Raw genomic sequence first — 26410 nt, 5'->3', positions numbered from 1 at the left:
GTTGATGGAGTTTGTGTCAAATAATTTGAGAACGATTTTTAAATAAGTTTATTTTTTAACGAATATATTTTTCTTTGAAGACCAAAATATATTTTAGATAACATAAGATAAATTATATTGAAAAATTTACTCAAAAAAATTCTATTCGTATCAATTTGGTAAACAATCTTTAGGTTATAATGAAAATTAACAACCTAATAATTGGGCAAAAAGGTTAAAGATGCGATTTTCATTACTCGATTTTTTCAAACATGAATCAGCAACGGGAATACTTTTAGTTATGGCAACGGTATTTGCAATGATCTTTGCAAATACATCAGGGTTATCTATTTATAATGAACTTAAAACGCTTCCTGTTGTATTGGGAATAGGGAGTTTTGTCATAGCTAAACCTCTATTGCTATGGATTAATGATGGATTGATGGCTATTTTCTTTTTGATGGTAGGGATGGAAATCAAGCGCGAATCTGTCGAAGGTTCCCTGAGCGATTTAAAAACGGTTTCTCTTCCTGCCATTGCGGCGATCGGAGGGATGGTTGTTCCCGCACTGATTTATGCCCTTTTCAATCAGCATGATCCGGATGCGATTCAAGGATGGGCGATCCCTTCGGCAACGGATATCGCTTTTGCTCTTGGGATTCTGAGTCTGTTGGGGGATCGGGTACCCAAAGGGTTAAAGCTTTTTTTACTGACGCTGGCGATCATCGATGATTTGGGGGCAATCATTATTATCGCTCTTTTCTATACGTCGAGTCTCTCTACCCTGTCGTTGATGATTGCGGCGAGTATGATTGCGATTCTAGGATTTATGAATTATCGCGGAGTGGTGAATCATACTGCCTATATCCTTATCGGTATTATCTTATGGACTGCCGTGCTCAAATCAGGGGTTCATGCAACGCTAGCAGGTGTTATTTTAGAACTGATGATACCGATCAAAGAGAATAAAGCCCCTTTCCATGCGATGGAACACTCTCTTCATGCTCCTGTCAACTTTTTCATCCTTCCCTTGTTCGCTTTCGTCAATACCGGTATCGATTTTCGTACTGTAAGTGCTTCAGATATGACGAATACACTCACTCTTGGAGTAGCGTTGGGACTTTTCGCCGGAAAACAGATCGGAATCGGGTTGTTCTCTTACTTGGCGGTTAAACTAAAACTGGGACATCTCCCCTATGCGGTGAACTGGCCGATGCTCTATGGCGTTGCGATTTTGAGCGGTATCGGGTTTACGATGTCACTTTTTATAGGCTCGCTCGCATTCGAAGAGAGCCGCGCGGCAGGAGTCGCCCTCGCGGATGAACGTATCGGTATCTTGATCGGCTCGATTTTCTCTGGAATTATTGGATACATAGTATTAAATAAAGTTTTGAAAAACTCGTAGGAGGAGATAAAAATGAAAAAAACAGTTGTCTTATTACTCTTTTTTCTTTCGATAACGGTTTTTGCATCGAGCTCACCCGAAATGGTAAAGTTGCATATTCAACATAGCTGTGTTCTAAAAAATGACAAGCCTTTTCAAAGCGGATCAGAATACTATCGCTTTAAAGTGAGTGTGGATCAAGGAACACTTCCGAATCGAAAAGAAAATATTAGACAGATCGCTATTTGGAGCGATGGAAAGTTATTTTTAATCCAAGATTTTACCCCTATAGCATTTTCGCAAACCGAAAATGGATTGAATGGACGATTCTTGAGTGAGGATGATCTGAGATATATAGCCAATTCTCACTTTTCAAAACTCAAAATCATTTATGAGCCCTCTATAGATGAACGTCAAAGTGCTAAAGATGATACAACTCCATATTTCACGAGTATAAAAACGGTTATTGAAAAAGAGGAGTTTCTTCCTTTGGTTTTAAATCGGAATGAAATCGACCAAGCGATTAATGAGTGTCACGATTCGATTAAAAGTGAGCAAAATATTCAACGACTGGGCGAAATTTCGATTACTGTTGGGATAGTACTTATTTTTATCTCTCTACTGTATTATCTGTGGCGTCGAAAAAAAGAGAAAAATCTTACAAAAACGGTGGATATTTAAGAACCATTAAAAAGATTATGCTTTAATAATGGCATTAATGAAGGAATTGCATGAAAAGAATTGTGATTAAAGTTGGCAGCGGAGTGCTCAGTGAAAATAATGAGATAGCCAAAGAAAGGATGATGAACTTGGTCTCTTTTATAGCCAGACTTCAACCGTTGTACGAAGTGATACTGGTTACATCAGGGGCGGTGTCATCTGGCTATACTGAGCTCAAACTCGATCGAAAAGAGCACATCAGTAAAAAGGTTCTTGCCTCTCTCGGTCAGCCGATTTTAATGAGCAATTACAAACGAAAATTTGATACATTCAATCTTTCAATTTCTCAAATACTATTGACAGAAGAAGATTTTGATTCGAGAAAAAGGACTGTTATCTTTCGAGATATTATTGATTCATTGTTAGCGAACGGAGTCATTCCGATCGTCAATGAAAATGATATTTCAACTACTCCCGAACAAGTTTTTGGGGATAATGATCAGCTTTCTGCTCATGTCACTTATTACACAGATGCCGATCTTTTGGTTATTTTAAGCGATATTGATGGCTACTATAATAAAAATCCTCATGAAAATTCAAACGCAACGATTCTAAAAGAGGTGCATCAGATATCTGATGAATCGTTAAATGCTTCACAATCACCGAACCACTCTTTTGCCACCGGAGGAATCGTGACCAAGTTAATGGCAGCTCAGTTTTTACTCGAAAGAGGGAAAAAAATGTTTTTGTGCAGCGGTTACGATTTAACCACGGTTGAAGATTATTTGATACGCAATATTCATAACTCCGGAACGCTTTTTTCCAAAGAGCATTAATTGAGTGTGTTTAACTCTCAGATTTAAGATGAACCGATAAAGGCGCAACGGAGACAATTTCCGATGTCTGGGATGCCATTTGTAGTTTTCCGTTACTTTTCGCAACTTCTTCGAGAAATCGGGTAAAAAGTCTGTCTTTAGTTGAACGCCGTTTTTTGAAACTCACGACGTAACGGAGTGTAAATTCGATCCAGTTATCGGTTGCGACGATGGTGACCATCGGCTCAACCTGAGCTTCTTCTATAGCATAAATCTTGTAGAGATTTTTCCAACTGGTTTGTACCGATTCGGTAAACTCACCCACAATTTCATCGGCAATTTTTAAGAGAGTTTGTCGCGTTGTTTCGACAGAACTTCCATAACGGATGGGGAGAATAATCTCATCCCACAAAAATGGAAATTCTCCTGAGTAGTTATAAACGGGATCTTTGAAAATAAAGCTATTTGCTACTCGAACAATTCTGCCATTATAAAGGTCTGATTTAACCCAATCACCGCATTCCATCAACGTGGTACGCAGAATCCCAATATCGATGACATCACCGGTGATAGCTCCGATTTTAATACGATCACCCACTTTGTAAAAAGATGAAAACGTGATCGCCAACCATCCCGCGACACTAATGATTACTTCCTGAAGAGCAAAAGCGATTCCTCCTCCAATTACTCCCAACGCGACAGCGAAGTTTCCGATGTTTTCTTTAAAAGTTGAAATTCCGATGATTGCAAAAATCATATAAGCTATCAGAGTGATCGCTTTACGCATTTTATACCGTGTCGTACTGTCGGGTATTTTAAGATTGATTTCTCTTTTAATTACGGAAAGGATAAAGGCTATCACTACAAACGCAATTATTAAAACAATTAAATTTGCTATGAATGGATAATAGGAACTCCACCTTTGCATATCGTTATTTAAAGAATTTAACATTTAGGTGTCACTCCTACAAAGTTATTCTGGTATTTGATTATAAACTATTAATGATACAATAAGTGTTAGAGAAGTTTCGAAAGGAGTGAAAATGGATGGATCATCGCTTTCGAAAGAGTTGCTTTTCATACAAGAGAATGAAAAAGTTCCATACGATTTATTATCAAAATTTGCAGAAGAACCGAAGTATTTGGAGTTATACATACAAAAATACGGTCTTAAATTTTATCAAAAGTGTATTTTTTCGTTGACTCATATATCCTTTGATGTCCAAGAAGCGCAACGTAAATGGGATCAAATCATTAAGCACAGAAAAGAGCTTAATACGCTTCTAAAGAGAGATGTAGGTTTAAAAGTTGCTGCATTCGATTTTTTGGATAATTTCGCAATCAGAGATTTCGATATGAGCGTTATTGAAACCGGTAAGATCGCAGATATCGTAGACTTTGCGACGACTGATCAACTAACGGCCTTATATGTTCGATCCATTTTTGACGAAATTTTGTACAAAGAATTTGAGCAGTATCTACGGAACAAAAATACCCTTTCTTTATTGATGATCGATATCGATGATTTTAAAACATTAAACGATACCTATGGGCATCAAAAGGGTGATGATGTTTTACGAAAAATCGGAGAAATTCTCCTCGATACCGTTCGCAAATCGGACATTGCATGTCGTTATGGGGGAGAAGAACTCTCAGTCATTATGCCCCATACCGATATGGAAACCGCATTTGATGTTGCCGAGAGAATTAGAAAAACAATCGAAAATACTGATATTGACGGGATAAAAACGACTATCAGTATCGGAGTAAGCGAAACTACCGAATCTCTCAAAGATGCCGAAGAACTCGTTAAACAAGCTGATGACGCATTGTACCTCGCGAAAAATGAGGGTAAAAACAGGGTTTGCAAATCGAATGAAACTATCTATTAATGTTGAAGATCTTGGTCAAATTGCTTTAGGGGCATTTATGTTAGCCGTTCCTGTTTCTTTTTCCGAAGAAGCGTGGCGAATGAGTGAAACCTTACCCGCACTCAATCTTTTATTGGTATTCATGCTTTCTCTCTTGTTTTTAAGTATTTATGCTCATTACAGTGTCTTTCAAGGTAATATCGAAAATCGTACTACGGTATTTTTTATGAGGATACTGATTGCCTACTCCATTACGATTGTGGTGGTTGGATTGGTGTTGCTATCACTAAATAAACTTCCTATGTTGGAAGATCCTATCACGGCATTTAAGCGTTTGATTTTGATAGCGATGCCCGCTTCTATGGGTGCTATTGTAGTTGACGGGTTTGATAAAGAATAATCTATTTTTCCAAAAGGACTATCATGATGAACGAACTTCAAGAGCACCGTTTTTGGTTGAATGCCAAAACGATGTTAGCAGAACGCCTTAGCCTTACTGATGACAAAGCCGATGATGATGTAATCGATAGCCGTATTCGAGGCGATGTTGAAATGCGGGGGAGCAATCTTTGGATTTTGATGTTTGCTATCTTGGTGGCATCCATCGGATTAAACGTCAATTCTACCGCTGTTATCATCGGAGCCATGTTGATTTCTCCATTAATGGGACCGATTATGGGGATTGGATACGGTACAGGGATTAATGATTATGAGCTGATTCGACGTTCTTTAAAAAATTTGTTCATTGCAACGCTGATTGCTCTTTTGACTTCTACTCTCTATTTTCTTATCTCTCCTCTTAGCACAGCTCAATCCGAGTTATTGGCACGTACAACGCCGACCTTGTGGGACGTATTAATCGGTTTTTTTGGAGGATTAGCCGGTATCGTCGGAGCAACCCGTAAAGAGAAAAGCAACGTTATTCCCGGAGTCGCTATTGCCACAGCACTGATGCCTCCGCTGTGTACGGCAGGATTTGGATTAGCGACGGGTCATTGGAATTATTTTTTTGGTGCGTTTTATCTTTATGCGATTAACTTCGTTTTTATTGCGTTATCGGCATTTATAATCGTACGATTTTTCAATGTTTCCGAAAAAAAATATGTTGATCCTGAGATTGCTAAAAAAGCCCAGCGCTATATTGCGATTGTCGTAATAGTAACGCTGCTGCCTAGTTCTTATTTGGCATATCAGCTTGTCGGTGAAGAGGTATTCAAAGCCAAAGCAAGCGCTTTTGTGACTGGAGAGCTGAATTTTGACAACACTAACGTCGCGCAAGTCAAAATCGATCCGAAAATGCGACATATAAAAGTATTTCTGATTGGAGATTACGTCTCTAATGAGAAACTAAATGACATTACGGCTCGTCTTACTATGAGCGGTCTTGAAAATACCACCATGAAAATCTACCAAAATGGAGAACGTGACGATATTGATGTCTCGGTCTTGAAAGCGGATATTATTACTGACCTGTATAAAAGTTCTCAAGCTAATATCGAAAAGAAAGATCATATGATTGAACAGCTAAGAGAAGAAAATCGTCTATTGCAAGCGAACAAAGAGTTTTTTACACAAATACCGACGGAACTTTCATCATTGTTTCCAAATATGAAAGATATCCAACTTTCTCAAACCTATGATTCAAGAGCTACTGAACACAACCGTAGTGTTAATCAGCTTATCCTAAATGCTGACATCACCAATCGAATCACAGATAAAGAGCGAGGACAAATTGAAGCTTGGCTAAAAACTCGAACTAAAAACGAAAATGTTTCTGTCTATCTTCGTTAAAGTTTTCTAATGCAACCGTATACGCATAACAGTAGGTGTATTTAGCGCAAAATAAGTGTTTTCCGACACTTTTCCCTACCCTGCTTTTAAAGCCTAAAAAGTAGTCATATTCCATACGAAAAACACTGTCGAAATAATAGATTTGTCGGAAAGCATATTTTGATGTTTTCCGACTTCATTTTTGTGATACGAATTTAGGATAGTTATAGTTTTTTATTCAATATCCAATCCTGCAAAGTTTTAACTGCTCTTTTCTGCTTTGCCAATCGCTCATACATTCATCAAGTAGCGTTTTGAAATTATCACTATGATGCCGTTCTTTTAGATGCAGTAGTTCATGCACTACAATATACTCGATACATTCTCTCGGCACTTTTGCCAGCTCGAGATTAAAAAGCGCCTTTTTATCTTCGATCTTACAGCTGCCCCATTTGGTCTTCATCTTCTGGATTTTCCAACCGCTTAATTCTACACCCATATTTTTTTGCCATTTATCTACGAGCACTTTCAACTCATGTTTGAGATTGTCTCTGTAATACTCCTCTAGCACCTGCAATCTATTTGCAGGTGTCGTATTCTCTTTGACGTATAGGTCTAATTTTGAATGCTTTTTAACGATCTCGTGCTTGCCATATCGATAAATGACATTTAACAAATAACGCTTCCCAAACAGATAATGGCTCTCTCCGCTTACCATCTCTCTAAGGGTTTGTCTTGGTTGATTCAAAAATGCCTTTTGCCGCTTTTTAATCCATGACAGTTTCGAGATGACCGCCAAACGAACCGCTTCGTTATCCAGATGTACAGGTGCAGCGACTCGAATTCTTCCAGATGGCGGATAAACGCCAATGTGGAGGTTTTTGATATCTTTTTTTTCGATCAGAATTTCCAAACCACTGACGATAATACTGCTTTGGCTACTTGTATTCATGTTGTGCTTTGATAATTCCCATGATCACATCAGTTTTCTCTTTTTGCTCCCCAAGTGCAGTTTCTACAGCATTACGGACACGTCTTTCTTTCATCATATTGCCGATCCAATCATCTTTTTTGTTTGATAAAACCGCATCATTAACGGCGAGAACAAGCCCTTCATCACTATCTAAATTATCAAATAGCGCCTTTTTTCCTTTGGTATTGATCGATACCGGAGTTGGGGTTTCAGGGGTATTTGATTGCATCGGGTCTTTTACTTTGGATGCCAACTCTTTGATCTTTTCAAGATACTCTTTGTAATTGAGCATCTCCTCTTTTCGCATCCGTATAATCTCATCCAAAAGTTCCGACATTTTCTCGTAATATTTCGGATTGAGTGGATTTTCATCGATAATGAGTTTACGGATATTGTTCTCTATTGCTTCACTCATTGCATCATTATTCCGCATACCTTTGGGCATATGGTTAGCAACTTCATCAACTTCTTTACCCAAAATCAGTTCTACGAGACTCATGTTGTCAAAATCGCTCACAACTTCGCTATCATCAGCTCTGATGTACATATCGATCAACTGTCTCATGGCAGGATCGAAAAGTTTCATGTCTATGTAGTCACCGCTGGCAAGTTTGATCTCTTCACGGATTTTTTCGTAGTATTCGACTTCTTTCTTGATCTCTTGGATACGTTCCAACGAATACCCTGCTTCTTCATACTCCCCCGCTATATTGGCATAACTTCGAATCAATGCCACGACGCTCTTATACAATGCCAATCTTTTTGGTTCATTCTCTTTGAGAGCTTCTTTATCGGTTGTATCTTTACCGCAGAAATAGTGAATATAGTCGATTTGTTTTTTGGGCTCTTCTACCGCCTCACACAACGCTTTTAGACTTTCTAGAGAGTCTTCGAGCCGCTCTTTAGCTGTTTTGAGTCTATCACTCAAAAGATGTGCTACATCTTCTTTATCGAATCCATCGAGTGCACCACTCGTATAATCGTCAATCGCACCCTCTATTTTGTTAAAAAGATCCTGATAATCCACGATGTAACCATACTCTTTATCATCTCCATCAAGTCTGTTGACGCGACAAATCGCTTGAAAAAGTGCATGGTCTCTCAATTTTTTATCGATATACAGATAGGTCGCGCTTGGAGCATCAAACCCTGTCAAGAGCTTATCTACAACAATGAGAAGCCTCATTTGCCCCGGTTCATCGATAAACTTCTTTTTGACTTGTTTTTCAAACTCTTCGACTTTTTTAATCGCTTCGTCTTCACGCTCTTCAAAATAGCTAGAGAGCATCTTTTTATACACTTCATATTTAAGCAGGTCTTCGTTTTGTCCTTCTCCGCTCTCTTGCCCTTTGATATCCACAATAGATGGCATATAGCTTGTTACAATCGCCACTTTCTCTTTGAGATCGGTTTTGGAAAATATCTCATAAGTCTTACACGCTTCATAGACGGACGAGCACACCAACATAGCATTACCGCGTCCATCCATAAGGCGGGGTTTGGTCTCCATATCGATAAGGATATCTTGTGCGATTTGTTCGAGTCTTGATTTGGATGAGAGTACCTTTTGGAGCGTTCCCCACCGCTGTTTAAGCTGTGTTTTGGCGATGTCGCTCAAACCTTTTGTTTTAAGATCAAACCATTCATCGATCTTCTTTTGATTACCGATATTTTGTTCGATATTTCTTGCTTCGTATTGTAGATCGAGTACGACACCATCTGCCACCGCTTCATCAAATTTATAGGTATGGATATACGATCCAAAGACTTCGATACTCTTTTGCTTATCAGCTTTGAGCAGCGGCGTACCCGTGAAACCGATAAACATCGCATTAGGAAGGAGCATCTTCATTGCTTTATGTAACTCACCTGATTGCGTTCGATGACACTCATCGACAAAGACAAATAGTTCTCCCTTAGCTTTAAAATCTTTAGGAAGCGAATTTTGAAGCTCACGGATAAATTCATCCATCCCATCATCGGTTTTTTTATCGTGACTTCCGAATTTATGTACCAACGTACACATAAGCCACTCGATGTCTTTGTTCAGAACTCCAATTAAATCTTTACCGTTTTTGGTGCGATAAATTTGCTCTTCGACCCCTTTGAACACTTTTTCAATCTGCTCATCTAGCTCTGTACGATCGGTGATAACAAGCACTCTCGCATTGGTGATATTTTCCCGTATCCATTTCGCAAGCCACACCATCGTAAGTGATTTACCGCTCCCTTGTGTGTGCCAAATGATACCGCCCTCACGTTTGGCGATATGTCGCTGCGCCGCTTTGACACCGAAATATTGATTTTGACGGCATGCTTTTTTGGTGCCGCTGTCAAAGAGAATAAAATCGTGCAGTAGCTCCAGCAGCCGCTTTTTGTTAAGCAGCCTGATGATGTCGCAATCTAGCCGACTTGTCCCCCCATCACAGAGTGTATTAGGGAGGAACTTATGCTCTTTTGCATCCATCTTGGAGTTGTATTCGGGATTTTCTTCTTTCCATTCCAGATAATATTTCTCAGGTGTGGCGGTTGTACCGTAACGCAATCCTTCGGTATCGTTTCCGGCAAGCACTAACTGCATCGATGAGAAAAAGTCACGGATAAACTCTTTCTTCTGATTATCGAGATTTTGACGTATCCCTTCGCTCACGGAGACGCTGGAACGTTTGAGTTCGAGTACGGCGATGGCGATACCGTTGATGTAGAGAACAATATCGGGACGTTTTTTATTTTCACCTTTGACGCTGACCTCTTCGGCGATGTAAAAATCATTCGTCTCAGTATCTTTCCAATCGATCAGCCAAACCGTCTGCGTCTTACTTCCGACATCTTCTTTTACCGTAACCCCATAACGCAATAGCAGATAAAACGCTTTATTCGCATCATAGAGCTTACGCCCGCCACCGATAGCCGTTGCCTGATCGATTTCACGGAGAGTTTTTGTAATCAGTGCATCACTGATGCCTCGCCCTCTGAGCCATGATGAGAGAAGGATTTCGTCGATGTTTTTGTTGTCGTCGTTGTCTTGGAGATTACCCAGATAGGTGTAGCCGAGATTGAACCCTTTAGTCTTTTTATCGAAGAGCTTAACGACCCTGTTTTGAGTCGCCCGCTCGTTTTGTCCAACATCACTCATCTATTGCCTCTAATATTGTATTTAGATTAGTTTGTAACTGCAAAATAACATCCGTATTTCTACATTGCCATATCTTTTCTAAGGCACTAGCAACATTGATAGCTTCCCAAGGATATATAGTGTTATTTTTAACTGTCGCAAATGGACCATCAGACTCTGGCAAAATTCTATTTTTCGGCATCTTGGCTATCAAAGACAACCCTCTTTGAGTTTTACACATCGAAGGATTTATGCTAAACCAACAATCAAGCTCAATCGCATGCTCTAATTCGCTAACCTTACCTGTAAACCAATGTAAAATTGGTATTCCACAGTTTGGATACTTACTCAGTAAATTTAAAACAGTTGCTTCTGCACCACGAGTATGGATACTGATGATTTTTCCATTTTGAGATTCACATTCTTGTAGCACTCTCTCAAAAATTCTTGTTTGAAGTGAAAGAGATTTAGAAAATCTATTACTTCCATCAATTCCTACTTCCCCAACAAAATTAGTAATTTTTATACACTCTATTAATAAGTCAAGTTCATTAGCTTTAACTTCAACAATTTCAGGATGTAATCCTACCGATACATGAATATTTTTATATTTCTCAAAAACCTTGGATGTTGCAACCCAAGCTCTAGGACTTGTGGTAACAGCTAATGTAAATAGATTATCTTTATTCACTTTATCTAGTATCTTTAAGGCATCTGGATATAAATCAAGGTGTGTATGCATATCAATCATAAACTTTTTGTCCCTTGAATAATTCACCCAATTCTTGCAATCCTCTTTCGACTACACCAGCATACTTACATCTGTCATCAGTAGATGAAAATGATAGAGCACCTCCAATAATTCGTTCTATACCTTTATTTTGGTATTTGACATATGCTGATGCCACAGCTCCTATATCATTTGCCCCAGATGTTTTAACAGCTTCATTATCATTGAGATTATTGTGTACATATTTAGTAGAGTCTTCCACTTCAGCTTTCAAAAAAGCAGCTCTTCTAACCATACACGGCAGACATCGTCCACAATGCGTACGACCATAGCGTAAATATTTACCACAACTTGTTGTTCCACATACCAATGACTGAACTAAATCTGGATCTTTACAATCAAGTAGCATTTCACCTTTTGTTTTAAATTGATAAGGGGTTATTAGCTTTGCATTGATTCCCAAATTATTCCAAATATTTTGAATCAATCCTAAGAATACAGGGTGCGTAGTTTTAGTACTAAGACTTCCTAATCTTCCAGAATTTAGTGCAATATTAAGACTGATAAATCCATTTTCAGGTACATAAATATCTACTACTTCAGTTTTCCATTTACTTAGGGTAGTTGCTGCCAAAAGTGCATAACCTAAGAACACGATAGAGCGACCTCTGGTTGATGACTCTTTTCTTCCACTATTACTTATAGGATTTTTCCATTTAAAGTGTTGTTGTGCCGGTGCTAATTGAGTAGTAAATGCCTTCTGTTTTTCAACATCTCCTTTTGCTTCTTGTGAAACAAAACAAGGTTTGAGTCTATCTGAAATTAGATCTATAGCACCAATTAAACTATCCATACCACCTGAAAGTAAAGAAACACAATCTGCATCTGTTTCTAAAGGAAGTATTGAACTAGGAGCTTTAATACCATTACCTTTAAAATCAAACTTCCATACATCACCAGTTAAAAATCTAAAAGCTTTCTCCAGTAAATCATATTGCGTTTTCCATGGCTCTGGATTACACAGATACACTTCTAATTCTATCTGCCTAGTCCAACCGTCTTCACTATTTTTTCTTTCACAACTCAAATCTGCTGCCGCTACAGATAAAGCAATTGTTACAAAATCCCAAACTAAATTTGATGGTGCAATGTTAGCTCTTTCTAATTGGCGATGCCAACCATTAGAAATAAAACTCACATTAGGACGACCACTATTTGAATATAAAGAAAAATATTTTGTATCACTGTCTAATTTAGTTGGCAATTTATGTGCTGGTAAACAAATTACTTTCATGATATTTCTCCTTCAAAAACGAAAAAGGTGCTTTCTAATGCTTGGTGAATTACAGCATTTAATTTACCAATATCAGGGTGTTTGTCAGAAGATTTATATGGTTGCAACTGAGATGATATTTCTGCTTTTAGATATTCACGCATTTCATCTGTTCGTTGAACCATTTGTACCGGGCTAAGAGTACGCTCTAAAAATTGTCCTATATCAAGTTGAAGCCTGTTAGAAGCTTCATAAGACAAAAAGCTTTCTATCAAATCCCAGCTTTCATCATCTCCCAAATTCAATAAATCTAAATCTTGATTTTGTTCTAACAAATCAGACATAGCATTAGCCATTGAATTTTTAATAGACTCTTCATCTAGTATGCCACCTTCACTAGTAACCCTGTCAATAATTGCATCTATCACTTCGTTGGCAGTTGGTGACTTCGACATCAGGTTATTTGCCCAGTCTCGAATATCTGGTAAAGTGCTACTCTTAACATCTCGTAAAAATGAGACCAATCCAGAAACAGAACTTGTAGATGCTCTCATCCTTTTTGCTACATTAGTTGCACCACCCATACCCTTTTTGGAATATTGCCCTACTGCTTTTTTGAATGAATCTTGACTTCCAGTTCTGGCAAACTCACCAAGATTTTTTCGTGCAGTTCCAAATCTTGCCGGTGGGGCAACTGTAATAGGTTCCTTAATGACTTGTTGTGTAGGTGATGTATTAGTTTCTTCTTCGGAGCTAGAATCAGGTTCTGAAGGTAAAGTTACGCCATGATTTATATCATCAAGCCATGGTGGGTCCATTGATACACCTGAAGCCGGTCCTGCACTAGAAGTTGATGTTCCCATTACTTACCTCCAAATTTCTGTTGAATTGCCTTTTTAGTTCTCTCTGGTGTATTATCATCTTTTGACCATTGGAGAAGTATATCTTTTGCCCATTCTTCAGTTGAGAGCGTAGGGATAAGTGGAGCCAATCGTTTAGCTTCAGGTATCTCTGATAACAAAGCTAAAACTGAACCAACTAAAGATGGATAAGCTTTTGTAAGATGCAAAACACCTTGCAATGAGTCTTTATTCCAATCTTCTGACATTAATTTTCTTTTTAAACGAATTAAAATTTGACTTGCTTCGGTTTCTGGAAGAGATTGAATATTAGTTATTAGTCCAGTATTATGAGACTTAACAACCAATAATGCTTCATATATAGATTTCGCTTCTTGAGACAATTCATCAACACCTGAAAGAGAAATCATTTTTTCTCTACTAAGATGTAATAATGGTCTTAAATCAATGTTTGACAAAAGTGGTTTTATTTGTAACCATTCCTCTATAAATGGATCTTTCCAGCTTTGATCTGGTATTTCATATTCTTCACTATTTTTAAGTTTTTCTTCTATTTCTATTAAAAATTCAACTTTACCATCATCACTTTCAGAAACTTTTTTGGCAAGAAATTCAAAAGCTCTTGGAGATGCACAACGCTCAAATAGTTGCAATTTAACAAGCTCCTCAAAAGCTATCCCCATGCCTTGAGTATTGGCAATAGTCTCTCTTATTATTAAATTATTCAAAAAACGCTTGATTAATCTAGGGTTTCCCGCCAATTGTTCTGTTGTAGCCATTATATGCGCTAATTGTTCTGCTATATCAATCTGTTTTTCAAGTGAACTACTAGAAGTTCCAAATGCTTCAGTTATAGACTGTTGTTTTAATCCACCTAACCAAGGTTTTTTAACTGCATCCAAAATCTTTTCGCTTGCTTCATCTAAAACTTCTTGACTAAGATTTCCTTTCTTAACAGCCTGCTCAGCAAATAAAAGAATCAAATATGCTTTTACCTCACTTACTCCTAGTCTGGGAACTCGCAAAGGTACTTGTATCAATTTATCAAAATAGCTTGTTACTAATTCATCATCAATTTGAAGATTAGAGAAATGTGAGCGAACCGCACTACGAATCATTTTTTCATCAGCGGCTATAATAAATGCTGTTCTTGGTAAGAATAGAAGAAGTCTCATTGCTTCGAGAGTTGAAATAGCAGTATCTGGCATACATCGATCAAGATCATCGACTAAAACAACTAGTTTAATATTTAGTCCCTCTAATATTTCTTCAAATGCTTGTCGTAAACTTGCTATTTCTTTTGGTAATGATGTAGTTTCTTCGTTTTTTAGCAATCCTTGCAATTCAGGCTCTAAATTTTTGTATGCTTCTTGTACTTTTAGAAATTCTTCTTGAGATGGTACACTTTCATTTTTTAGGAAACCACCTAACGCACCTACTACTGCTCCTATTGGTCCACCAACTGCACCACCTAGTAATGCACTTGAAGCGATTGGCATACCAAGTTTTAATACTTTAAACCAACGAACTCGTTTAACTAAATCAATAGATTTGTCTATTAATGTTTTTTGTTTGTTAGCTTCGGCAAGTAACATATCAGATACAGATTGCAATAAAGCCATTTTAGCATCATCAAATCCTTGATAAAGCCAAGCATTAAATTCTAAAAACAAATATTTTTGTTCACTTTCTGCGCCAGAATCAAGTGACTTTCCTATCATCTTTACTAGCGAGGATTTACCACTTCCCCAACTTCCTGAAATACCAATAGACAAAGGTTCATTTCCCGAGTCTCGAATCAACTGTGCCGCTGTATCAGCAACAATACGAAAGTTTAATAAATCGTTTGTTGTTTCGATATCGTTCCACATATTAAATTCCTTGCGTTAATCTGGTTTTACCTGTTAGCAGTTCACTCATCATTGCCTCTTTGATTGCTTTGGTTTTAGAGAGTTTGGTTTTAAGCGTTTCGATCTCATTATCCATGTCGGAGAGGATTTTAGCGATAGCCTTTTGTTCGATAATCTCTTTTGGTAAATAGACTTGAAGAGATTTAATAACATCTGAATTTACAGAATCAAATGTTGAGCCTGTCGAAGATTTTGACCAAGTAGATTCTATAAAAATAAGATAGTAATACAAAAAATCATTATGAGCTTTTATTGCGCAAACGCCCCTACCAATACAACAGTCGAAATCTGTTTTTGCAATTTCCCCAACAGGAGCCCTAACAGACATAATAATATCACCGGAGAATGCTTTTTTTGTAATTTCAGAAGTATAATTTCTGATAATTGTATTTCTATCTTTTATGTCAGCATTACCTTGTATCAAGGGCAAGCCAATATTTTGATTATTATAGTTTGATGAACTAGGTGATTGTCCCATTGTAATTTTGGAAATTTCATCTAGTCTTGTTTCTTCCCACTCTCCACTAAATCCTGCAAGTCTTTTTTTACCTGTAAGAAGCTGTTGCATCGTCCCTTGTTTAATCGCCTCTTTTTTGGCAATCAGTTTGCCCAGTGACGTGATCATTTCATCAGTATCGCTTAGAGTTTGAGCAATGGCTTTTTGCTCTTGTGGTTTAGGTGCTTTGAACGAAAAATGAATGAAATCTTTTTGATACAAATGATTGATTGTCGAACCAGCGGTAAGTTTATTTAAAAAGTCTTCGAATACCTTTGATGTGAAAACATAATACAAAAATTTTTGATCAAGTTTTGTATTCTTTGGTCTAATTACAAAGATACCGCTATTCAATGTGGCAGGTAAATCTAGCGTATCTACAAAACCAACTTTTCCAATAGTTCCATCTTTTGTAATCAGGACATCATTAGTTTTAAGCTGAATATTTTTATCTTGTTCATATCTCCACGCGTCTACAAAATGGCAAGTTTCCCATCCAACTTGACCATTTTCAAAATCCGTTCCTGTTACAAGAATATAGTCACCACTATCTAAGTATTCGCTGGTTGTTAAGCCCTGCCAGCCAATTCTAGCTTTTAAGGTAGCATCTTTCCCGATATTGAAATCTAGCCAATCATGTTTACTTACCATGAAAGCCCCATCGCTTTTAGGTGCTCTTCGACTTTGGAACTTAACTCATTGACGTGCTGTTCAATCGTTTTAAGAGGCTCTTTGTAGCGCTCTTCGAGCGTTTTAATACGGTTGGCGAGACTGGTCGTGACACGGCTGATCTCTTCACCGATCTCTCTGCTCATATGAGCAAGCCATTTATCATCGATGACGAGAGACTTAATCTCTTCGATGCTGAGTGTAGGATATTTTTTAAATACTGTGAGACTAAGCTTGTCCGTGGCTTCTTTGAGCTCTTTTTTGGCTTTGGCTTCGGCATCGATGAGTTTTTTACACTCTTTTAGTGCTTTGATCTCATCCTCATCTTTAGTCTCTTTAAGTCTGGCATCTATCGATTTTTTGTTGATATTGCCTTTATCATTTTTCGCCTCTTCGAGCAGCCCTTCATCACCACTATTTTCTTCGATAAAATTTTCGAGTTCTCCAACAACTGTATCATATTTGCTTTGGAGTTCATCAATCTCATCTTGTTCGGATCGGAAATAACGGCTAATAATTAGTTTTGGAGAGATCAAATCGGCTACATAGCGGACTTTGTTAAATTCGAAATCATGCGCTTCTTTATAGACATTTTTGCCATCTTTGCCTTTTGAGGGGATCAGTTCACGAACTTTCTGCCCAATCTCCCACCCCTCAAGCGAAATCATGTAGCAGTCGTCTTGCATCACATCTGCCCAGTAGTCCATGAGAATCTGATAAATATCGTATGGGCTGATCAGCTTCACTTCGGCAAATTTCTCCAACAAATCTTCACTTATGATATGAATCAGTTCTTTGGGATGGAACCCTTTTTCGAGATTATAGAATCTCTCAAAATAATCCCAACTGCGATAGAGTGTATAGACATCGTTTCGAAACTCCCCAAATCGGATGTGCCCTAAAATATGGTTTTTGATCTGTATCGATTCTATTTTTGCCGTGGCGTAACCCTCTTTGCTACTTGGAGCAAAGAGTTCTTCTCTCAAGCCTGCGAAAACATCCCAGTATTCACGAAGGTTATCGATGTCACAGAGCGGTATACCGCCGTTGAGATGGGCATAGAGGTCTTGTATGTCTTCAGCTTCTGAGCTATCGATATAGCGTGGAATATTGAGATTACAATCGTTATCTTCGATAATCTGCTTATGTGTCACCATTCTAGAATATTTATCTATCGTCAGTTGCTTATTGAACGTATCGACAATTTTATGGACATCCTGCGCTCGAAGACGGTTTTTATTACCCTCTTTTTTAAAGCCCTTAGAAGCATCGATCATAAAAATACCGCTTCGACTCTGCGCGTTTTCTTTATCGAGGACAATAATACATGCCGGAATCCCCGTACCGTAAAAGAGGTTTGCAGGTAATCCAATGATCCCTTTGATCCATCCCTTTTTAATCAGTTTTTCTCGGATCGTCCCTTCGGCATTTCCTCGGAACAATACGCCGTGAGGTAAAATTACCGCCCCTTTGGCTTTTGATTTCATCGATTTTAAAATGTGCAGAAGAAATGCATAGTCGCCGTTTTTTTCAGGCGGTGTAACAAAACCGTCAAAACGGGAGTATTTATCAGGGCTTTCTACCCCATTCGTCCATGCTTTGAGAGAAAACGGTGGATTGGCAACGACAAAATCGAACGTCTTGAGCGTCGAGTCATTGTCTCCCTTGAAATACGGATTTGCCAGTGTACTCTGCCCGCCCGGAGCGATATCGGCATCTGCACTGTTGTGCAAAATCATATTCATACGACATAGAGCAGTGGTCGTGACCTCTTTTTCCTGTCCATAGATACTGAGTCCATTAGGTGCTTCATGCGAGGCTTTAAGGAGTAGTGACCCACTTCCGCAAGTGGGGTCATAAACCGTTGCTTCAGATGGTGTATCTTTGGTAATACCGATGATTTTAGGCAGAATGGTTGAGACTTCTGATGGCGTATAGAACTGACCTTTACTCTTGCCCGATTCAGTCGCAAAGTGACGCATGAGATATTCATACGCATCTCCAAGCAGATCATCCCCTTCTGCGGTATTGGCTCCGAGATCAAGATTATCAAATATCTTCACCAGCTTCGAGAGAGTATCGATCATCTGCTTGTCTGCACCGAGTTTGGTACTATCGTTAAAATCAGCGGTATCGATCACACCTTTGAGACCGTTCGCTTCTGCAAGTTTGGCGATGATCTTATTGATTTTGTCGCCGATCTCTTTATCACCGCTTAGAGCTACCATATCCTCGAAACTTGCCCCTTCTGGGACGATAATGAGAGAACGCGGGTCATTTTTTTTGTCTGAAACGTATTTCATAAAGAGCAGCGTGAGTACATAGTTTTTGTACTCACTGGCATCCATCCCACCACGCAGTTCGTCTGCACTCGCCCACAAAGAGCTATAAAGTTCCGTTTTCTTAATTGCCATATGATTCCATCAAACTATATTTTTCATAGATTTTAGCGGTTTATGTTTTTAGGTTTGTTGAGAAGCAATTAAAACGCAAACATCCATTCTGTAGTCGTCTCTTGAGTTCTCTTGAAATCATCTTATATTTCGTTTAGTGTACTTGAATATAATATTAATTTAGACATATGTTTATTCATCCCCCACTGAGCAAACCCCATGCAACCAAAATTGCCACTACCACCCATAAGTCATTTTTGGCTTTTTTCTGCTCATCGGTTTCGATAGGAGCTGGAGTCGGTTCACGCATCGATGCTTTCATGCGGTTGCGCAATCGTTTAAGTTCGATCAATGCAGGAGTGGTTTTATCATATTCAATACTTCTGCGTTCTCGCGACATGAAAATCAATCGACTGTAATACCAAATTCGCATACTCAAAATGTACAACTCTACGAAGAGCCACCGCAGGGGTGCTTCAAATATCATCCATAACATTGTGAGGAGAAGAACAATGGACATAAGAGCTAAAAACATGGCAAAAGATACGATAGGAACCAGTATCAGAAAAAATACCCAAACGGACAATTCTCCGCTCAATAGATCTGTACGAATGCCATCAATATCACTTATTAGCAAAATCACAGCACTTAAAATATACAACGCGATTAATGGCATTATTTGACCTCCATTTTCGCAATTTCGCAAGAGATGAGAATTTTTTCACGGGCGTTCATCAATACCTCCCATGATGGCCAATCGCTTCCACCGCCAAGGTCGAGATTGACAGGCAAATAGTAGAAAAACCATTCGTTTGCAGGATCGTGTTTTTCCGGTTCACAATACCAAAATTCGACATCGATAGAAGCCGCCAGTTTATATTTAGCATCACAGATAATTCGATACACGGCAAGCCACGGCATCAGCTCTCTTTTGAGTCTTTTAGCAATATCATCGGGTAAAACTCCTGCTTTAAACTCATCAATCAGCCCTATAGCATTGAGCAAGTCATTTTCAAACTCATATTTATCGTCCCCATATCCCACTTCGATACAGACGGTCACAAACCAGTATAGATATATCAGCGCTATAGGGGGATTATCCGCTAATCCACTTATCTCATCATCCAACCATCCATAATATTCTTCACCATAGGCATTGATTGCAGGAAAATCAAAAAGATGGTTTTTCAAAAAATGGTAATGGGGCGATTTATCCAAAAGCTTTCTGGCGCGATTTTGCAGCACACCCACCTGTTGTGTGTCATGGGGATATAACCTAACCGTTTCTTCGAAAGTTTTGCGGTAAAAATCCTGATATTCCAGTGACCAGAATTTATTTTGGGATTCGTACATATCATCCAACGTGTATTTCATGTTGTTATCTCAGACATATCGATAATGCAATAATCACGACGATAATCGGCCACATCATTGAATAAATCCATGTCATAGCAAAAGAGCGTACTTCCAGTGTCGCTGATGGTCTAGTGACAATGCGATAAAGTCCGATAATGATACTGATCAACGCTATTAACATGAGTGCAATACACATGGATTTCCTTTATATATGTGTATTTCTTAAAACGCAAAAAACACCCATTGCGTAATCGTCTCATGAGTTCTCTTCATCCATGAAGTGCGTGTAGCTGTTGTAGGTTTCATCGTGTAATCCTTTACGTTTTGATGATGGCAGTGTAAAGGAGAGGTTGGACACCGTTGTGTCCGTTTTAAACTAGAACTATTTTTGAGCTATCATTTCCACCATTGAGGATGTGATTCTTCGTAGGCATGATTGTAAAAGACAGTGCAATATTCAGGTAGTCTTTTTTGAAGCTCCTCTACTAATGCTCTCCCCTCTTTGTTGAATGAATCCCAGTCAATATCATCTGAGTAACATTTACCAAATTCATTTTCCCATTGATCGAATCGTTTTTGCAGGCTATCACAATCCTCGATCTTAAATCCGTTCAAATCATCTTCGATATCTTCGAGTGCACAAGAGTTGTCTTCATCATCCCAAACAGATGCACACATATCCCCCATCACCATGTATCCATAAATTTTTTGAACGTTATCACCTTTTTTATAAAAAACCATTGCTCTATAAAACAGATGCCGCTTCAGACGTTTGGCCAATTCCAAGCCCTGTTTATTCAGCGTATCGATATCAACATGTTTCTCGCTTAGAATACGATATTCTTGTTGGGCTTCAAACCATTTATCTAATTCCACTGTCAGCTCTTCAGGCAATTCTAACTCATGATACGAAGCAATTCTTCCGCTTGATGAGTCATTATCGGAAGTATCGATCCAGATACCGTTGACGTACGGATTGATTGTAAGAATGATTTTTTCACGCATACGATAACTCCCATTTTTCTAAGAAGTCAGCTCGTGAAACAACCTTCGCTCCCAAATCGATTTTATACTCCATTTGCGGATGCCCCAGATTCCAAAATCGAACTCCCTTGTTTTCCAAATGGTTTCCCAAAAGAACTAATTGAAGACTCCCCCAGTTCTCATACCGTTTATCCGGGTTATGAAATCCCGACAAAGAGGTATAGACATTACGGGTGATGTAACCGATCTCACCGGCAATCAGTTCACCGCTTTCTTCATCAAAGAGTTCGGTGCTAATTAAAGAAAAATCCTCATAGCTATTTTTAGAAAGCATACGAATCAGTTCGGCATATTTTCCACTCAGCCAACATCGCTCATGAGCGTTTTGTATCGAGGTGATGACATCATCGATACTGGTGTTGAACTCTAACCGATAGCCCCCTTTTTTGATCTTCTTGGCGACGTTATGCGAAATGTGCAAATCACTGAAATCGAGTACCGCGTATTCGGATTGGATTTCTGGGAATAAAATCATCTCTTCCCCCTTACCGTGGCTGACCGAAATAAATCCTGCTTTGGCAAATGCAATATAGGTCTCAGGGCTAAAATCATCACACCAGTAATACTCTCTATCATCAGGATAGATGTACTCGTCAAGTATAGATGATTTACTTACCGCCTGTGCATCAAGATAGGGGACAACGGTCTTATCCCAAGACGTTCCGTACGTCATTGTCCCTTTATAGGTGTAGATAGATGATTTGAGGCCATGGAGTCGAAGAATCTTTTTGTAACGCTCTATTACCTTCTCATTGGGATCGATTGCGAGATTGCTTTTAATGATCTCGATCAAACCATCCGGTATCTGTTCGTACGTTTCGATAACATTGAGTGCCATATTGCGATTATTGGTCACCGGACTTTGCAACGCTGCCGACACCAGGGGTTCTGCGAATATCTCATCGAAGTTTCTGAGATTCTGAACTATCATTGTTAGATGCATATGCTCGTTGAATTGCGAACCAAGTCCCAGCTCATCTTTGGGACCGGATGCAATGCTATCAAGCGGTAAGCGCTGTTGGGCTAATTCACACAGACGTTTGTATTGATCAATGTTTTGCGTGTCGGCTAAGACATGCCAATCATCAAATTCACTATCTTTAAGAGCCAAAGCATAGACTTCTTCCCATACATTAATTCCAAATGCTTTGAGAATCTCTCGGTTTTTGTAATCGCGGATATCCTCGTAAGCCATCGCTTTCCAATCAATACCGCTTCGAAGACCTAGATCCCCTACCCTTTTACGTGTTGCCGTACGCTCTTCGTCTTCCCAGCCATCATTTTTCCCATGATCGCCTAGATATAAAAAGAGTTTGATCAATACCCAAAACTGCTCCAGTATACGGCATCGTGTTTGCCCCTCTTCGATGAAGGCTTTAATCACCTCTTTGGCGTCCTCATAATCCGCGATACGCTCGCCGGGTCCATGATCGATCATCCCTAACAATAGATCTCCGGCCGCTTCGTATAATTCATCACTCCAGCCATACGTTTGAATATACCCTAATAAGTTCCCTTTCACGGCACACTCATAGGCGGTATGGTTCACTCCGATACTGCATTTGTACCCTTCTAGCAGTATCCATTTTTGGATGGCTTCATGTTCACACTGAAGATAGCCGATATAGGTCACCCTACCCCAACCGTGAACCTTTTTCGCCAGTTCAAACAGGAGTTCATTCTGATCTTGACGGTAGAGGGCAACGGCCGCAAATTTGGAAAACTCTTCGGTAAGACCGAACAAAGCAATCAGCTCGATATCTTCTTCATCTAACTTCAATAAACCAATGAAGGCAATAGCCCATTTGATGGGTTCTCTATGATTCGCTTCGGTCAAAAACATTTTTGCGATCTTGTAGATCAATCCCAAGGAGACCTCTTCTCTACACTCACTTAGTAAATCAATAAAACTGTCAATATAGGTAATCGTGCTGTTTTCCAGCATAAAGCCATAAATAGAGCCCAGTTTTCCATCCAACTGTTCTTTGGTTTCGTTCTCCTTCTCAAAATCAGCAAACAGTTCAAACAACACCGTTGCTTTATCTGTAGCATCATCTGATTCAGATCCTATGACCCCTTCGAAAAATCCCGGTGCGACATTGATCCCCTCGAACGTATCCCATGCAAGGGTTTTACTTTCGACATCTGGGAGTTCATCTTGCAACTCTTCGTCAATGTAGCCCTCTGGACTGTGTTGCGTTATCCACTGATACAAAGAGCTTTGTCCCTCAATAAAGCTAGAGAAAGGAGCGTTCGTCATAGGTCATTCCAAGATTGAATTTGTGTAATACTACGGGATGGAGAGGACACCATTGTGTCCGTTTTATCCAATCAACTCTTCAATCTGACGATTCAAAAAGCTATCGGCAATGCTTTTGGCTTTAAGAGCTAGCGGTTTGGGAGAGGTAATAATGAGATCAGGCATCCATTTTTTGACCTCTTGCATGATCTCACGCTCTGATGTGGCAAATACTTCGATCTCCATACTTCCATCTTCATAGGTCTTTAGGATTCGCTGGGTACTGGCAAGTGGTCTGCGGTGGAAGTATTTGGCAATCTCCGGGGATGCTTTTAGAGTCACTTCAAACGGTTCTTTGTCGGGCTCAAACCATGCGTTGATGGCACGTTCCAGTATCCGGTACGTTGAATCATTAGGGATGAAAGTTTCTGGAGTGATTTCAAGATGATCGATCCCTTTGAAATAATAGGTTTTGAGTTTGCTCTCCATGAACTCTTCACCATAAAGATACCAGTACCCTTCAAAGGAGACAATCTTATAGGGATGGACATGACGGAGTTTATTGTTGTAATGAAATCGCACCATCTTGTTCTCCATAATCGCTTGTTCGATGATATGGAAGTGTCCCAGTTTATCAGAGATGTCTTCAATGATGGTTTTTGAATAGATGGGGTTTTTGGTGTTGTTTTGAAGTTTGGAGAAGAGTGATTTGGCTTTGACACCAAACTCACTTCCTATCCCCTCAGCGATATTACCCAGCATCTCCAAGACCAGTGCCTCTTCAGGGGTTCGTTCTTTGGTGAGTGAATGACCCAACTGCATCTTCCACTTGCTCCCCTGTTTCTCTATCGGGAAGCGGATAAGACGCTGATTGAAATCACGCTGGATAGTTTTTGTGGAGACATTGAACTCTGTGGCCAAATCCTGAACTGATAATACCTCTCCCTCATACAAACGTTGAAGTATGATGGTTAAGCGGGTGAGGATTTTATCGTAGTCATGAATTTGTCCCATATCAATCCTTTAAACAGACACTATGTTGTCCAATGAATAGTGCATCATACCAAAATCTAAATTAACACCGTAAAGGATAATGCTATGGAATCGTTGATAATTACAACACTGGCTTTGGTATGGGTGACTCTAAAAGTCAAAGAGATGCACACTCAAATGGGTGTTTATAGCGCTCTTAAAACCCTCACCTTCAAATTCATCGCATAGACAGGAGAAGATTATGATGCAAACCAATCTCTCATCTACAACAGCACGGGCAGAGGCACAACGTTCTCGTCCGACCCATCAAGCCTATGGACTTTCTAAAATGACCTCCTCACTCTATTCCCATCAAGGCGAGCAGGTCTATCTGCTCGATACCTATACCAGAATGGGAAAACGGATCGCTCTGGTCATGGACAGGGATGATGAACAGATGTATGAGGTGTTTTTTGATCAGTTGATGGCGTCGTAATAGTTTAGGGGATTGAGTGGTTTTGAAATACAATACGCTTCTTTATGAAGAGGTGCACGTAGATTATCCTCGTGTTAGAGGGTAAGAGTAATAAAAAGGGGTATAGGTGACACAAGAAGAGATGAAAGAGGAAGAATATTTTGAGGAGCGTGGGGGGAAGATTGTCGGAGAAAATCCACCCCTTTGGATCAAACTGCTTGGGGGGATTTTATACCCGTTGTTTTGGATCCTCGATAAACTCAAAAAATAAAGGCTAAAAACTCTTTATATTGTTTCGAGGCTATCTTGGAGTTGTATCGAATAGCGGTTATGGCTCTTTTGTACTTCGAGTTGCGTGTTGAAGATGACCGAGAGATTGGCACCATTCAATACCTCACTTGTATCTCCCGATGCATGGATACCCCCCTCGTGGAGTAATATGGCATGTTGGATCTCCTCAAATACCTCTTCGATATGATGGGTGACGAGGATCACCGTTGTACCGCTGCGGGCAAGGGAGCGCATCATCTCAATAAAATCAAGCTGTGCTTTGATATCAAGCCCTACTGTTGGCTCATCGAGCAAGATCGCTTTGATCGGATGGACAAGGGCACGTGCGACGATGCATTTGCGCAACTCCCCCGTTGACATCTGATCTACCCGTTTATGCTGTAAGTGCAAAATACCCAATCGTTCCATCGCACGCAAGGCACTTTGGCTTTGTTCGGGAGTATTGTCCAAATGATCAAACAATCCGATGGTTCCGTAAAACCCACTCAACACTGTCTCAAATCCGCTCAAATACCCCGCATCAAAACTAAATCGGCTATGCAGATCGTTTGTAACGACGCCGATTTGTCGACGCAATTGGGATACGACCCAGCGCTCATGCCCCAGTATCTCCCGCTTAAACGGTTCGTTTTTATACGATGGGTAGAGTTCACAGTTGATCAGCTTGATAAGGGTTGATTTTCCTGATCCGTTGGCTCCTAAGATAACGGTGTGTTCCCCTTCTTGGATGTTCAAGGAGATGTTTTTCAAGACATACTCATCTTCATACCGAAGATCGACGTTCTGAAAATCAATGATACTATCCATCACACTCTCCTTTTTTAGGTATTGTACATGATTTTTTATCATCTCATCAATAGTTTCCGATGCTCTATTCACAACGGTGTCAGTGTTGGTGCTGTTTAACATAGAGGTGTCAGGCATACCCCTACTTTTTACCGTTTTATCCTCAACATATACCCTCCATTCTTTTGAAACTCAAATCCGACTTTGACAATCTCACCCCCAAATTTTTCTGCGATTTGATAAGCAAACGGGCTGAAATTATCGGGTTCATCCACACGGGAGTTTTTATAATCGACCAGTGGGAAAATGCGCACCTCTTTTCCTATACGCAACATCTCAGTGATTGAGG

The 26410-nt window shown here is 39.4% G+C and carries 25 protein-coding genes and 1 pseudogene; 9 read left to right on the top strand and 17 right to left on the bottom strand.

All coding sequences use genetic code 11. The features are described from left to right. Positions 1-220 precede the first annotated feature (220 nt). Genes nhaA through proB form a run of 3 tightly spaced genes read left to right on the top strand, consistent with a single transcriptional unit; the run spans position 221 to position 2859 of the window. The gene (gene nhaA / locus PHR02_RS07445) at positions 221-1384 is read left to right on the top strand and encodes a Na+/H+ antiporter NhaA (RefSeq protein ID WP_299990687.1); all 1164 of its coding nucleotides are present in this window, start codon (positions 221-223) and stop codon (positions 1382-1384) included. Positions 1385-1396: 12 nt separating this feature from the next. Further along, positions 1397-2044, top strand: coding sequence for a hypothetical protein (locus PHR02_RS07440; protein ID WP_299990685.1), 648 nt, complete (start codon positions 1397-1399; stop codon positions 2042-2044). 50 nt (positions 2045-2094) lie between these two features. Further along, positions 2095-2859 carry a glutamate 5-kinase gene (proB, locus tag PHR02_RS07435; protein WP_299990683.1) on the top strand — a complete coding sequence of 255 codons (765 nt, stop codon included), beginning with the start codon at positions 2095-2097 and terminating at the stop codon, positions 2857-2859. Positions 2860-2869: 10 nt separating this feature from the next. Here the strand turns inward: proB and PHR02_RS07430 are convergent, their stop codons facing one another. Beyond that, positions 2870-3625 carry a mechanosensitive ion channel domain-containing protein gene (locus PHR02_RS07430; RefSeq protein ID WP_299990681.1) on the bottom strand — a complete coding sequence of 252 codons (756 nt, stop codon included), beginning with the start codon at positions 3623-3625 and terminating at the stop codon, positions 2870-2872. Between the two features lie 256 nt (positions 3626-3881). Between PHR02_RS07430 and PHR02_RS07425 the strand changes: the two genes are divergently transcribed. The 3 genes from PHR02_RS07425 to PHR02_RS07415 are packed head-to-tail and all read left to right on the top strand — an operon-like array spanning position 3882 to position 6500. Next, positions 3882-4730, top strand: coding sequence for a GGDEF domain-containing protein (locus PHR02_RS07425; protein WP_299990679.1), 849 nt, complete (start codon positions 3882-3884; stop codon positions 4728-4730). Beyond that, a complete protein-coding gene (locus PHR02_RS07420) occupies positions 4714-5109 on the top strand; it encodes a DUF2391 family protein (protein WP_299990677.1) in 396 nt (131 codons plus the stop codon). The genes PHR02_RS07425 and PHR02_RS07420 overlap by 17 nt, the downstream gene beginning before the upstream one ends. A 23-nt stretch (positions 5110-5132) precedes the next feature. Further along, on the top strand, positions 5133-6500 hold the full coding sequence (locus PHR02_RS07415; RefSeq protein ID WP_299990675.1) for a TIGR00341 family protein: 1368 nt from the start codon (positions 5133-5135) through the stop codon (positions 6498-6500). A 217-nt stretch (positions 6501-6717) separates the two neighbouring features. On the opposite strand, the gene PHR02_RS07410 is transcribed toward PHR02_RS07415, so the two are convergent. The 14 genes from PHR02_RS07410 to PHR02_RS07345 form a co-directional block, all read right to left on the bottom strand. Next, the gene (locus PHR02_RS07410) at positions 6718-7431 is read right to left on the bottom strand and encodes a SprT family zinc-dependent metalloprotease (RefSeq protein ID WP_299990673.1); all 714 of its coding nucleotides are present in this window, start codon (positions 7429-7431) and stop codon (positions 6718-6720) included. Beyond that, a complete protein-coding gene (locus PHR02_RS07405; RefSeq protein WP_299990672.1) occupies positions 7418-10588 on the bottom strand; it encodes a type I restriction endonuclease subunit R in 3171 nt (1056 codons plus the stop codon). The genes PHR02_RS07410 and PHR02_RS07405 overlap by 14 nt, the downstream gene beginning before the upstream one ends. After that, positions 10581-11318 carry a Qat anti-phage system TatD family nuclease QatD gene (gene qatD / locus PHR02_RS07400; protein ID WP_299990670.1) on the bottom strand — a complete coding sequence of 246 codons (738 nt, stop codon included), beginning with the start codon at positions 11316-11318 and terminating at the stop codon, positions 10581-10583. Before qatD ends, PHR02_RS07405 begins: the two co-directional genes overlap by 8 nt. Beyond that, positions 11311-12591 (bottom strand): Qat anti-phage system QueC-like protein QatC, encoded by a 1281-nt coding sequence (gene qatC, locus PHR02_RS07395; protein ID WP_299990669.1) that lies wholly within the window; start codon positions 12589-12591, stop codon positions 11311-11313. Before qatC ends, qatD begins: the two co-directional genes overlap by 8 nt. Beyond that, on the bottom strand, positions 12588-13433 hold the full coding sequence (gene qatB, locus PHR02_RS07390) for a Qat anti-phage system associated protein QatB (RefSeq protein WP_299990668.1): 846 nt from the start codon (positions 13431-13433) through the stop codon (positions 12588-12590). The genes qatC and qatB overlap by 4 nt, the downstream gene beginning before the upstream one ends. Further along, on the bottom strand, positions 13433-15301 hold the full coding sequence (locus PHR02_RS07385; protein ID WP_299990666.1) for a P-loop NTPase fold protein: 1869 nt from the start codon (positions 15299-15301) through the stop codon (positions 13433-13435). Before PHR02_RS07385 ends, qatB begins: the two co-directional genes overlap by 1 nt. A 1-nt stretch (position 15302) precedes the next feature. Next, positions 15303-16487 carry a restriction endonuclease subunit S gene (locus tag PHR02_RS07380; RefSeq protein WP_299990665.1) on the bottom strand — a complete coding sequence of 395 codons (1185 nt, stop codon included), beginning with the start codon at positions 16485-16487 and terminating at the stop codon, positions 15303-15305. After that, positions 16481-18919, bottom strand: coding sequence for a type I restriction-modification system subunit M (locus tag PHR02_RS07375; RefSeq protein WP_299990664.1), 2439 nt, complete (start codon positions 18917-18919; stop codon positions 16481-16483). The genes PHR02_RS07380 and PHR02_RS07375 overlap by 7 nt, the downstream gene beginning before the upstream one ends. Positions 18920-19094: 175 nt before the next feature. After that, positions 19095-19574, bottom strand: coding sequence for a hypothetical protein (locus tag PHR02_RS07370; RefSeq protein ID WP_299990663.1), 480 nt, complete (start codon positions 19572-19574; stop codon positions 19095-19097). Further along, on the bottom strand, positions 19574-20272 hold the full coding sequence (locus PHR02_RS07365; RefSeq protein ID WP_299990662.1) for a hypothetical protein: 699 nt from the start codon (positions 20270-20272) through the stop codon (positions 19574-19576). The genes PHR02_RS07370 and PHR02_RS07365 overlap by 1 nt, the downstream gene beginning before the upstream one ends. 4 nt (positions 20273-20276) lie before the next feature. Beyond that, positions 20277-20450 carry a hypothetical protein gene (locus PHR02_RS07360; RefSeq protein WP_299990661.1) on the bottom strand — a complete coding sequence of 58 codons (174 nt, stop codon included), beginning with the start codon at positions 20448-20450 and terminating at the stop codon, positions 20277-20279. 200 nt (positions 20451-20650) lie between these two features. Further along, entirely contained in the window at positions 20651-21259 is a 609-nt protein-coding gene (locus tag PHR02_RS07355) for a hypothetical protein (RefSeq protein ID WP_299990659.1), read from the bottom strand. After that, positions 21252-23558: a hypothetical protein gene (locus tag PHR02_RS07350; protein ID WP_299990657.1), complete on the bottom strand. Its 2307-nt coding sequence runs from the start codon at positions 23556-23558 to the stop codon at positions 21252-21254. The genes PHR02_RS07355 and PHR02_RS07350 overlap by 8 nt, the downstream gene beginning before the upstream one ends. A gap of 63 nt (positions 23559-23621) precedes the next feature. Next, complete coding sequence (locus PHR02_RS07345; protein WP_299990655.1) at positions 23622-24551, bottom strand: WYL domain-containing protein; 930 nt, start codon at positions 24549-24551, stop codon at positions 23622-23624. 84 nt (positions 24552-24635) lie between these two features. On the opposite strand from PHR02_RS07345, the gene PHR02_RS07340 reads away from it, so the two are divergent. The 3 genes from PHR02_RS07340 to PHR02_RS07330 all read left to right on the top strand — a co-directional run bounded on the left by PHR02_RS07340 (position 24636) and on the right by PHR02_RS07330 (position 25255). After that, positions 24636-24758 carry a hypothetical protein gene (locus PHR02_RS07340; protein ID WP_299990653.1) on the top strand — a complete coding sequence of 41 codons (123 nt, stop codon included), beginning with the start codon at positions 24636-24638 and terminating at the stop codon, positions 24756-24758. A 13-nt stretch (positions 24759-24771) separates the two neighbouring features. Next, the gene (locus PHR02_RS07335; protein WP_299990651.1) at positions 24772-25005 is read left to right on the top strand and encodes a hypothetical protein; all 234 of its coding nucleotides are present in this window, start codon (positions 24772-24774) and stop codon (positions 25003-25005) included. A gap of 106 nt (positions 25006-25111) precedes the next feature. Continuing rightward, the gene (locus PHR02_RS07330; protein ID WP_299895872.1) at positions 25112-25255 is read left to right on the top strand and encodes a hypothetical protein; all 144 of its coding nucleotides are present in this window, start codon (positions 25112-25114) and stop codon (positions 25253-25255) included. Positions 25256-25269: 14 nt separating this feature from the next. Here the strand turns inward: PHR02_RS07330 and PHR02_RS07325 are convergent, their stop codons facing one another. Next, the gene (locus tag PHR02_RS07325) at positions 25270-26082 is read right to left on the bottom strand and encodes an ATP-binding cassette domain-containing protein (RefSeq protein WP_299990650.1); all 813 of its coding nucleotides are present in this window, start codon (positions 26080-26082) and stop codon (positions 25270-25272) included. 128 nt (positions 26083-26210) lie between these two features. Further along, positions 26211-26410 (bottom strand): annotated as a pseudogene (locus PHR02_RS07320) (hypothetical protein); the annotation flags it as partial.

The organism is Sulfuricurvum sp. (assembly GCF_028688295.1).
Taxonomy (GTDB): domain Bacteria; phylum Campylobacterota; class Campylobacteria; order Campylobacterales; family Sulfurimonadaceae; genus Sulfuricurvum.
Note: the sequence above shows the minus strand (reverse complement) of the source record. Positions and strands in the feature narration are given on the sequence as shown.

What these genes read in the sequence shown, in the direction of transcription:
- nhaA (WP_299990687.1), top strand. Translation starts at nt 221, where the DNA reads ATGCGATTTTCATTACTCGATTTTTTCAAACATGAATCAGCAACGGGA.
- PHR02_RS07440 (WP_299990685.1), top strand. Translation starts at nt 1,397, where the DNA reads ATGAAAAAAACAGTTGTCTTATTACTCTTTTTTCTTTCGATAACGGTT.
- proB (WP_299990683.1), top strand. Translation starts at nt 2,095, where the DNA reads ATGAAAAGAATTGTGATTAAAGTTGGCAGCGGAGTGCTCAGTGAAAAT.
- PHR02_RS07430 (WP_299990681.1), bottom strand. Translation starts at nt 3,625, where the DNA reads ATGCGTAAAGCGATCACTCTGATAGCTTATATGATTTTTGCAATCATC.
- PHR02_RS07425 (WP_299990679.1), top strand. Translation starts at nt 3,882, where the DNA reads ATGGATGGATCATCGCTTTCGAAAGAGTTGCTTTTCATACAAGAGAAT.
- PHR02_RS07420 (WP_299990677.1), top strand. Translation starts at nt 4,714, where the DNA reads ATGAAACTATCTATTAATGTTGAAGATCTTGGTCAAATTGCTTTAGGG.
- PHR02_RS07415 (WP_299990675.1), top strand. Translation starts at nt 5,133, where the DNA reads ATGATGAACGAACTTCAAGAGCACCGTTTTTGGTTGAATGCCAAAACG.
- PHR02_RS07410 (WP_299990673.1), bottom strand. Translation starts at nt 7,431, where the DNA reads ATGAATACAAGTAGCCAAAGCAGTATTATCGTCAGTGGTTTGGAAATT.
- PHR02_RS07405 (WP_299990672.1), bottom strand. Translation starts at nt 10,588, where the DNA reads ATGAGTGATGTTGGACAAAACGAGCGGGCGACTCAAAACAGGGTCGTT.
- qatD (WP_299990670.1), bottom strand. Translation starts at nt 11,318, where the DNA reads ATGATTGATATGCATACACACCTTGATTTATATCCAGATGCCTTAAAG.
- qatC (WP_299990669.1), bottom strand. Translation starts at nt 12,591, where the DNA reads ATGAAAGTAATTTGTTTACCAGCACATAAATTGCCAACTAAATTAGAC.
- qatB (WP_299990668.1), bottom strand. Translation starts at nt 13,433, where the DNA reads ATGGGAACATCAACTTCTAGTGCAGGACCGGCTTCAGGTGTATCAATG.
- PHR02_RS07385 (WP_299990666.1), bottom strand. Translation starts at nt 15,301, where the DNA reads ATGTGGAACGATATCGAAACAACAAACGATTTATTAAACTTTCGTATT.
- PHR02_RS07380 (WP_299990665.1), bottom strand. Translation starts at nt 16,487, where the DNA reads ATGGTAAGTAAACATGATTGGCTAGATTTCAATATCGGGAAAGATGCT.
- PHR02_RS07375 (WP_299990664.1), bottom strand. Translation starts at nt 18,919, where the DNA reads ATGGCAATTAAGAAAACGGAACTTTATAGCTCTTTGTGGGCGAGTGCA.
- PHR02_RS07370 (WP_299990663.1), bottom strand. Translation starts at nt 19,574, where the DNA reads ATGCCATTAATCGCGTTGTATATTTTAAGTGCTGTGATTTTGCTAATA.
- PHR02_RS07365 (WP_299990662.1), bottom strand. Translation starts at nt 20,272, where the DNA reads ATGAAATACACGTTGGATGATATGTACGAATCCCAAAATAAATTCTGG.
- PHR02_RS07360 (WP_299990661.1), bottom strand. Translation starts at nt 20,450, where the DNA reads ATGTGTATTGCACTCATGTTAATAGCGTTGATCAGTATCATTATCGGA.
- PHR02_RS07355 (WP_299990659.1), bottom strand. Translation starts at nt 21,259, where the DNA reads ATGCGTGAAAAAATCATTCTTACAATCAATCCGTACGTCAACGGTATC.
- PHR02_RS07350 (WP_299990657.1), bottom strand. Translation starts at nt 23,558, where the DNA reads ATGACGAACGCTCCTTTCTCTAGCTTTATTGAGGGACAAAGCTCTTTG.
- PHR02_RS07345 (WP_299990655.1), bottom strand. Translation starts at nt 24,551, where the DNA reads ATGGGACAAATTCATGACTACGATAAAATCCTCACCCGCTTAACCATC.
- PHR02_RS07340 (WP_299990653.1), top strand. Translation starts at nt 24,636, where the DNA reads ATGGAATCGTTGATAATTACAACACTGGCTTTGGTATGGGTGACTCTA.
- PHR02_RS07335 (WP_299990651.1), top strand. Translation starts at nt 24,772, where the DNA reads ATGATGCAAACCAATCTCTCATCTACAACAGCACGGGCAGAGGCACAA.
- PHR02_RS07325 (WP_299990650.1), bottom strand. Translation starts at nt 26,082, where the DNA reads ATGGATAGTATCATTGATTTTCAGAACGTCGATCTTCGGTATGAAGAT.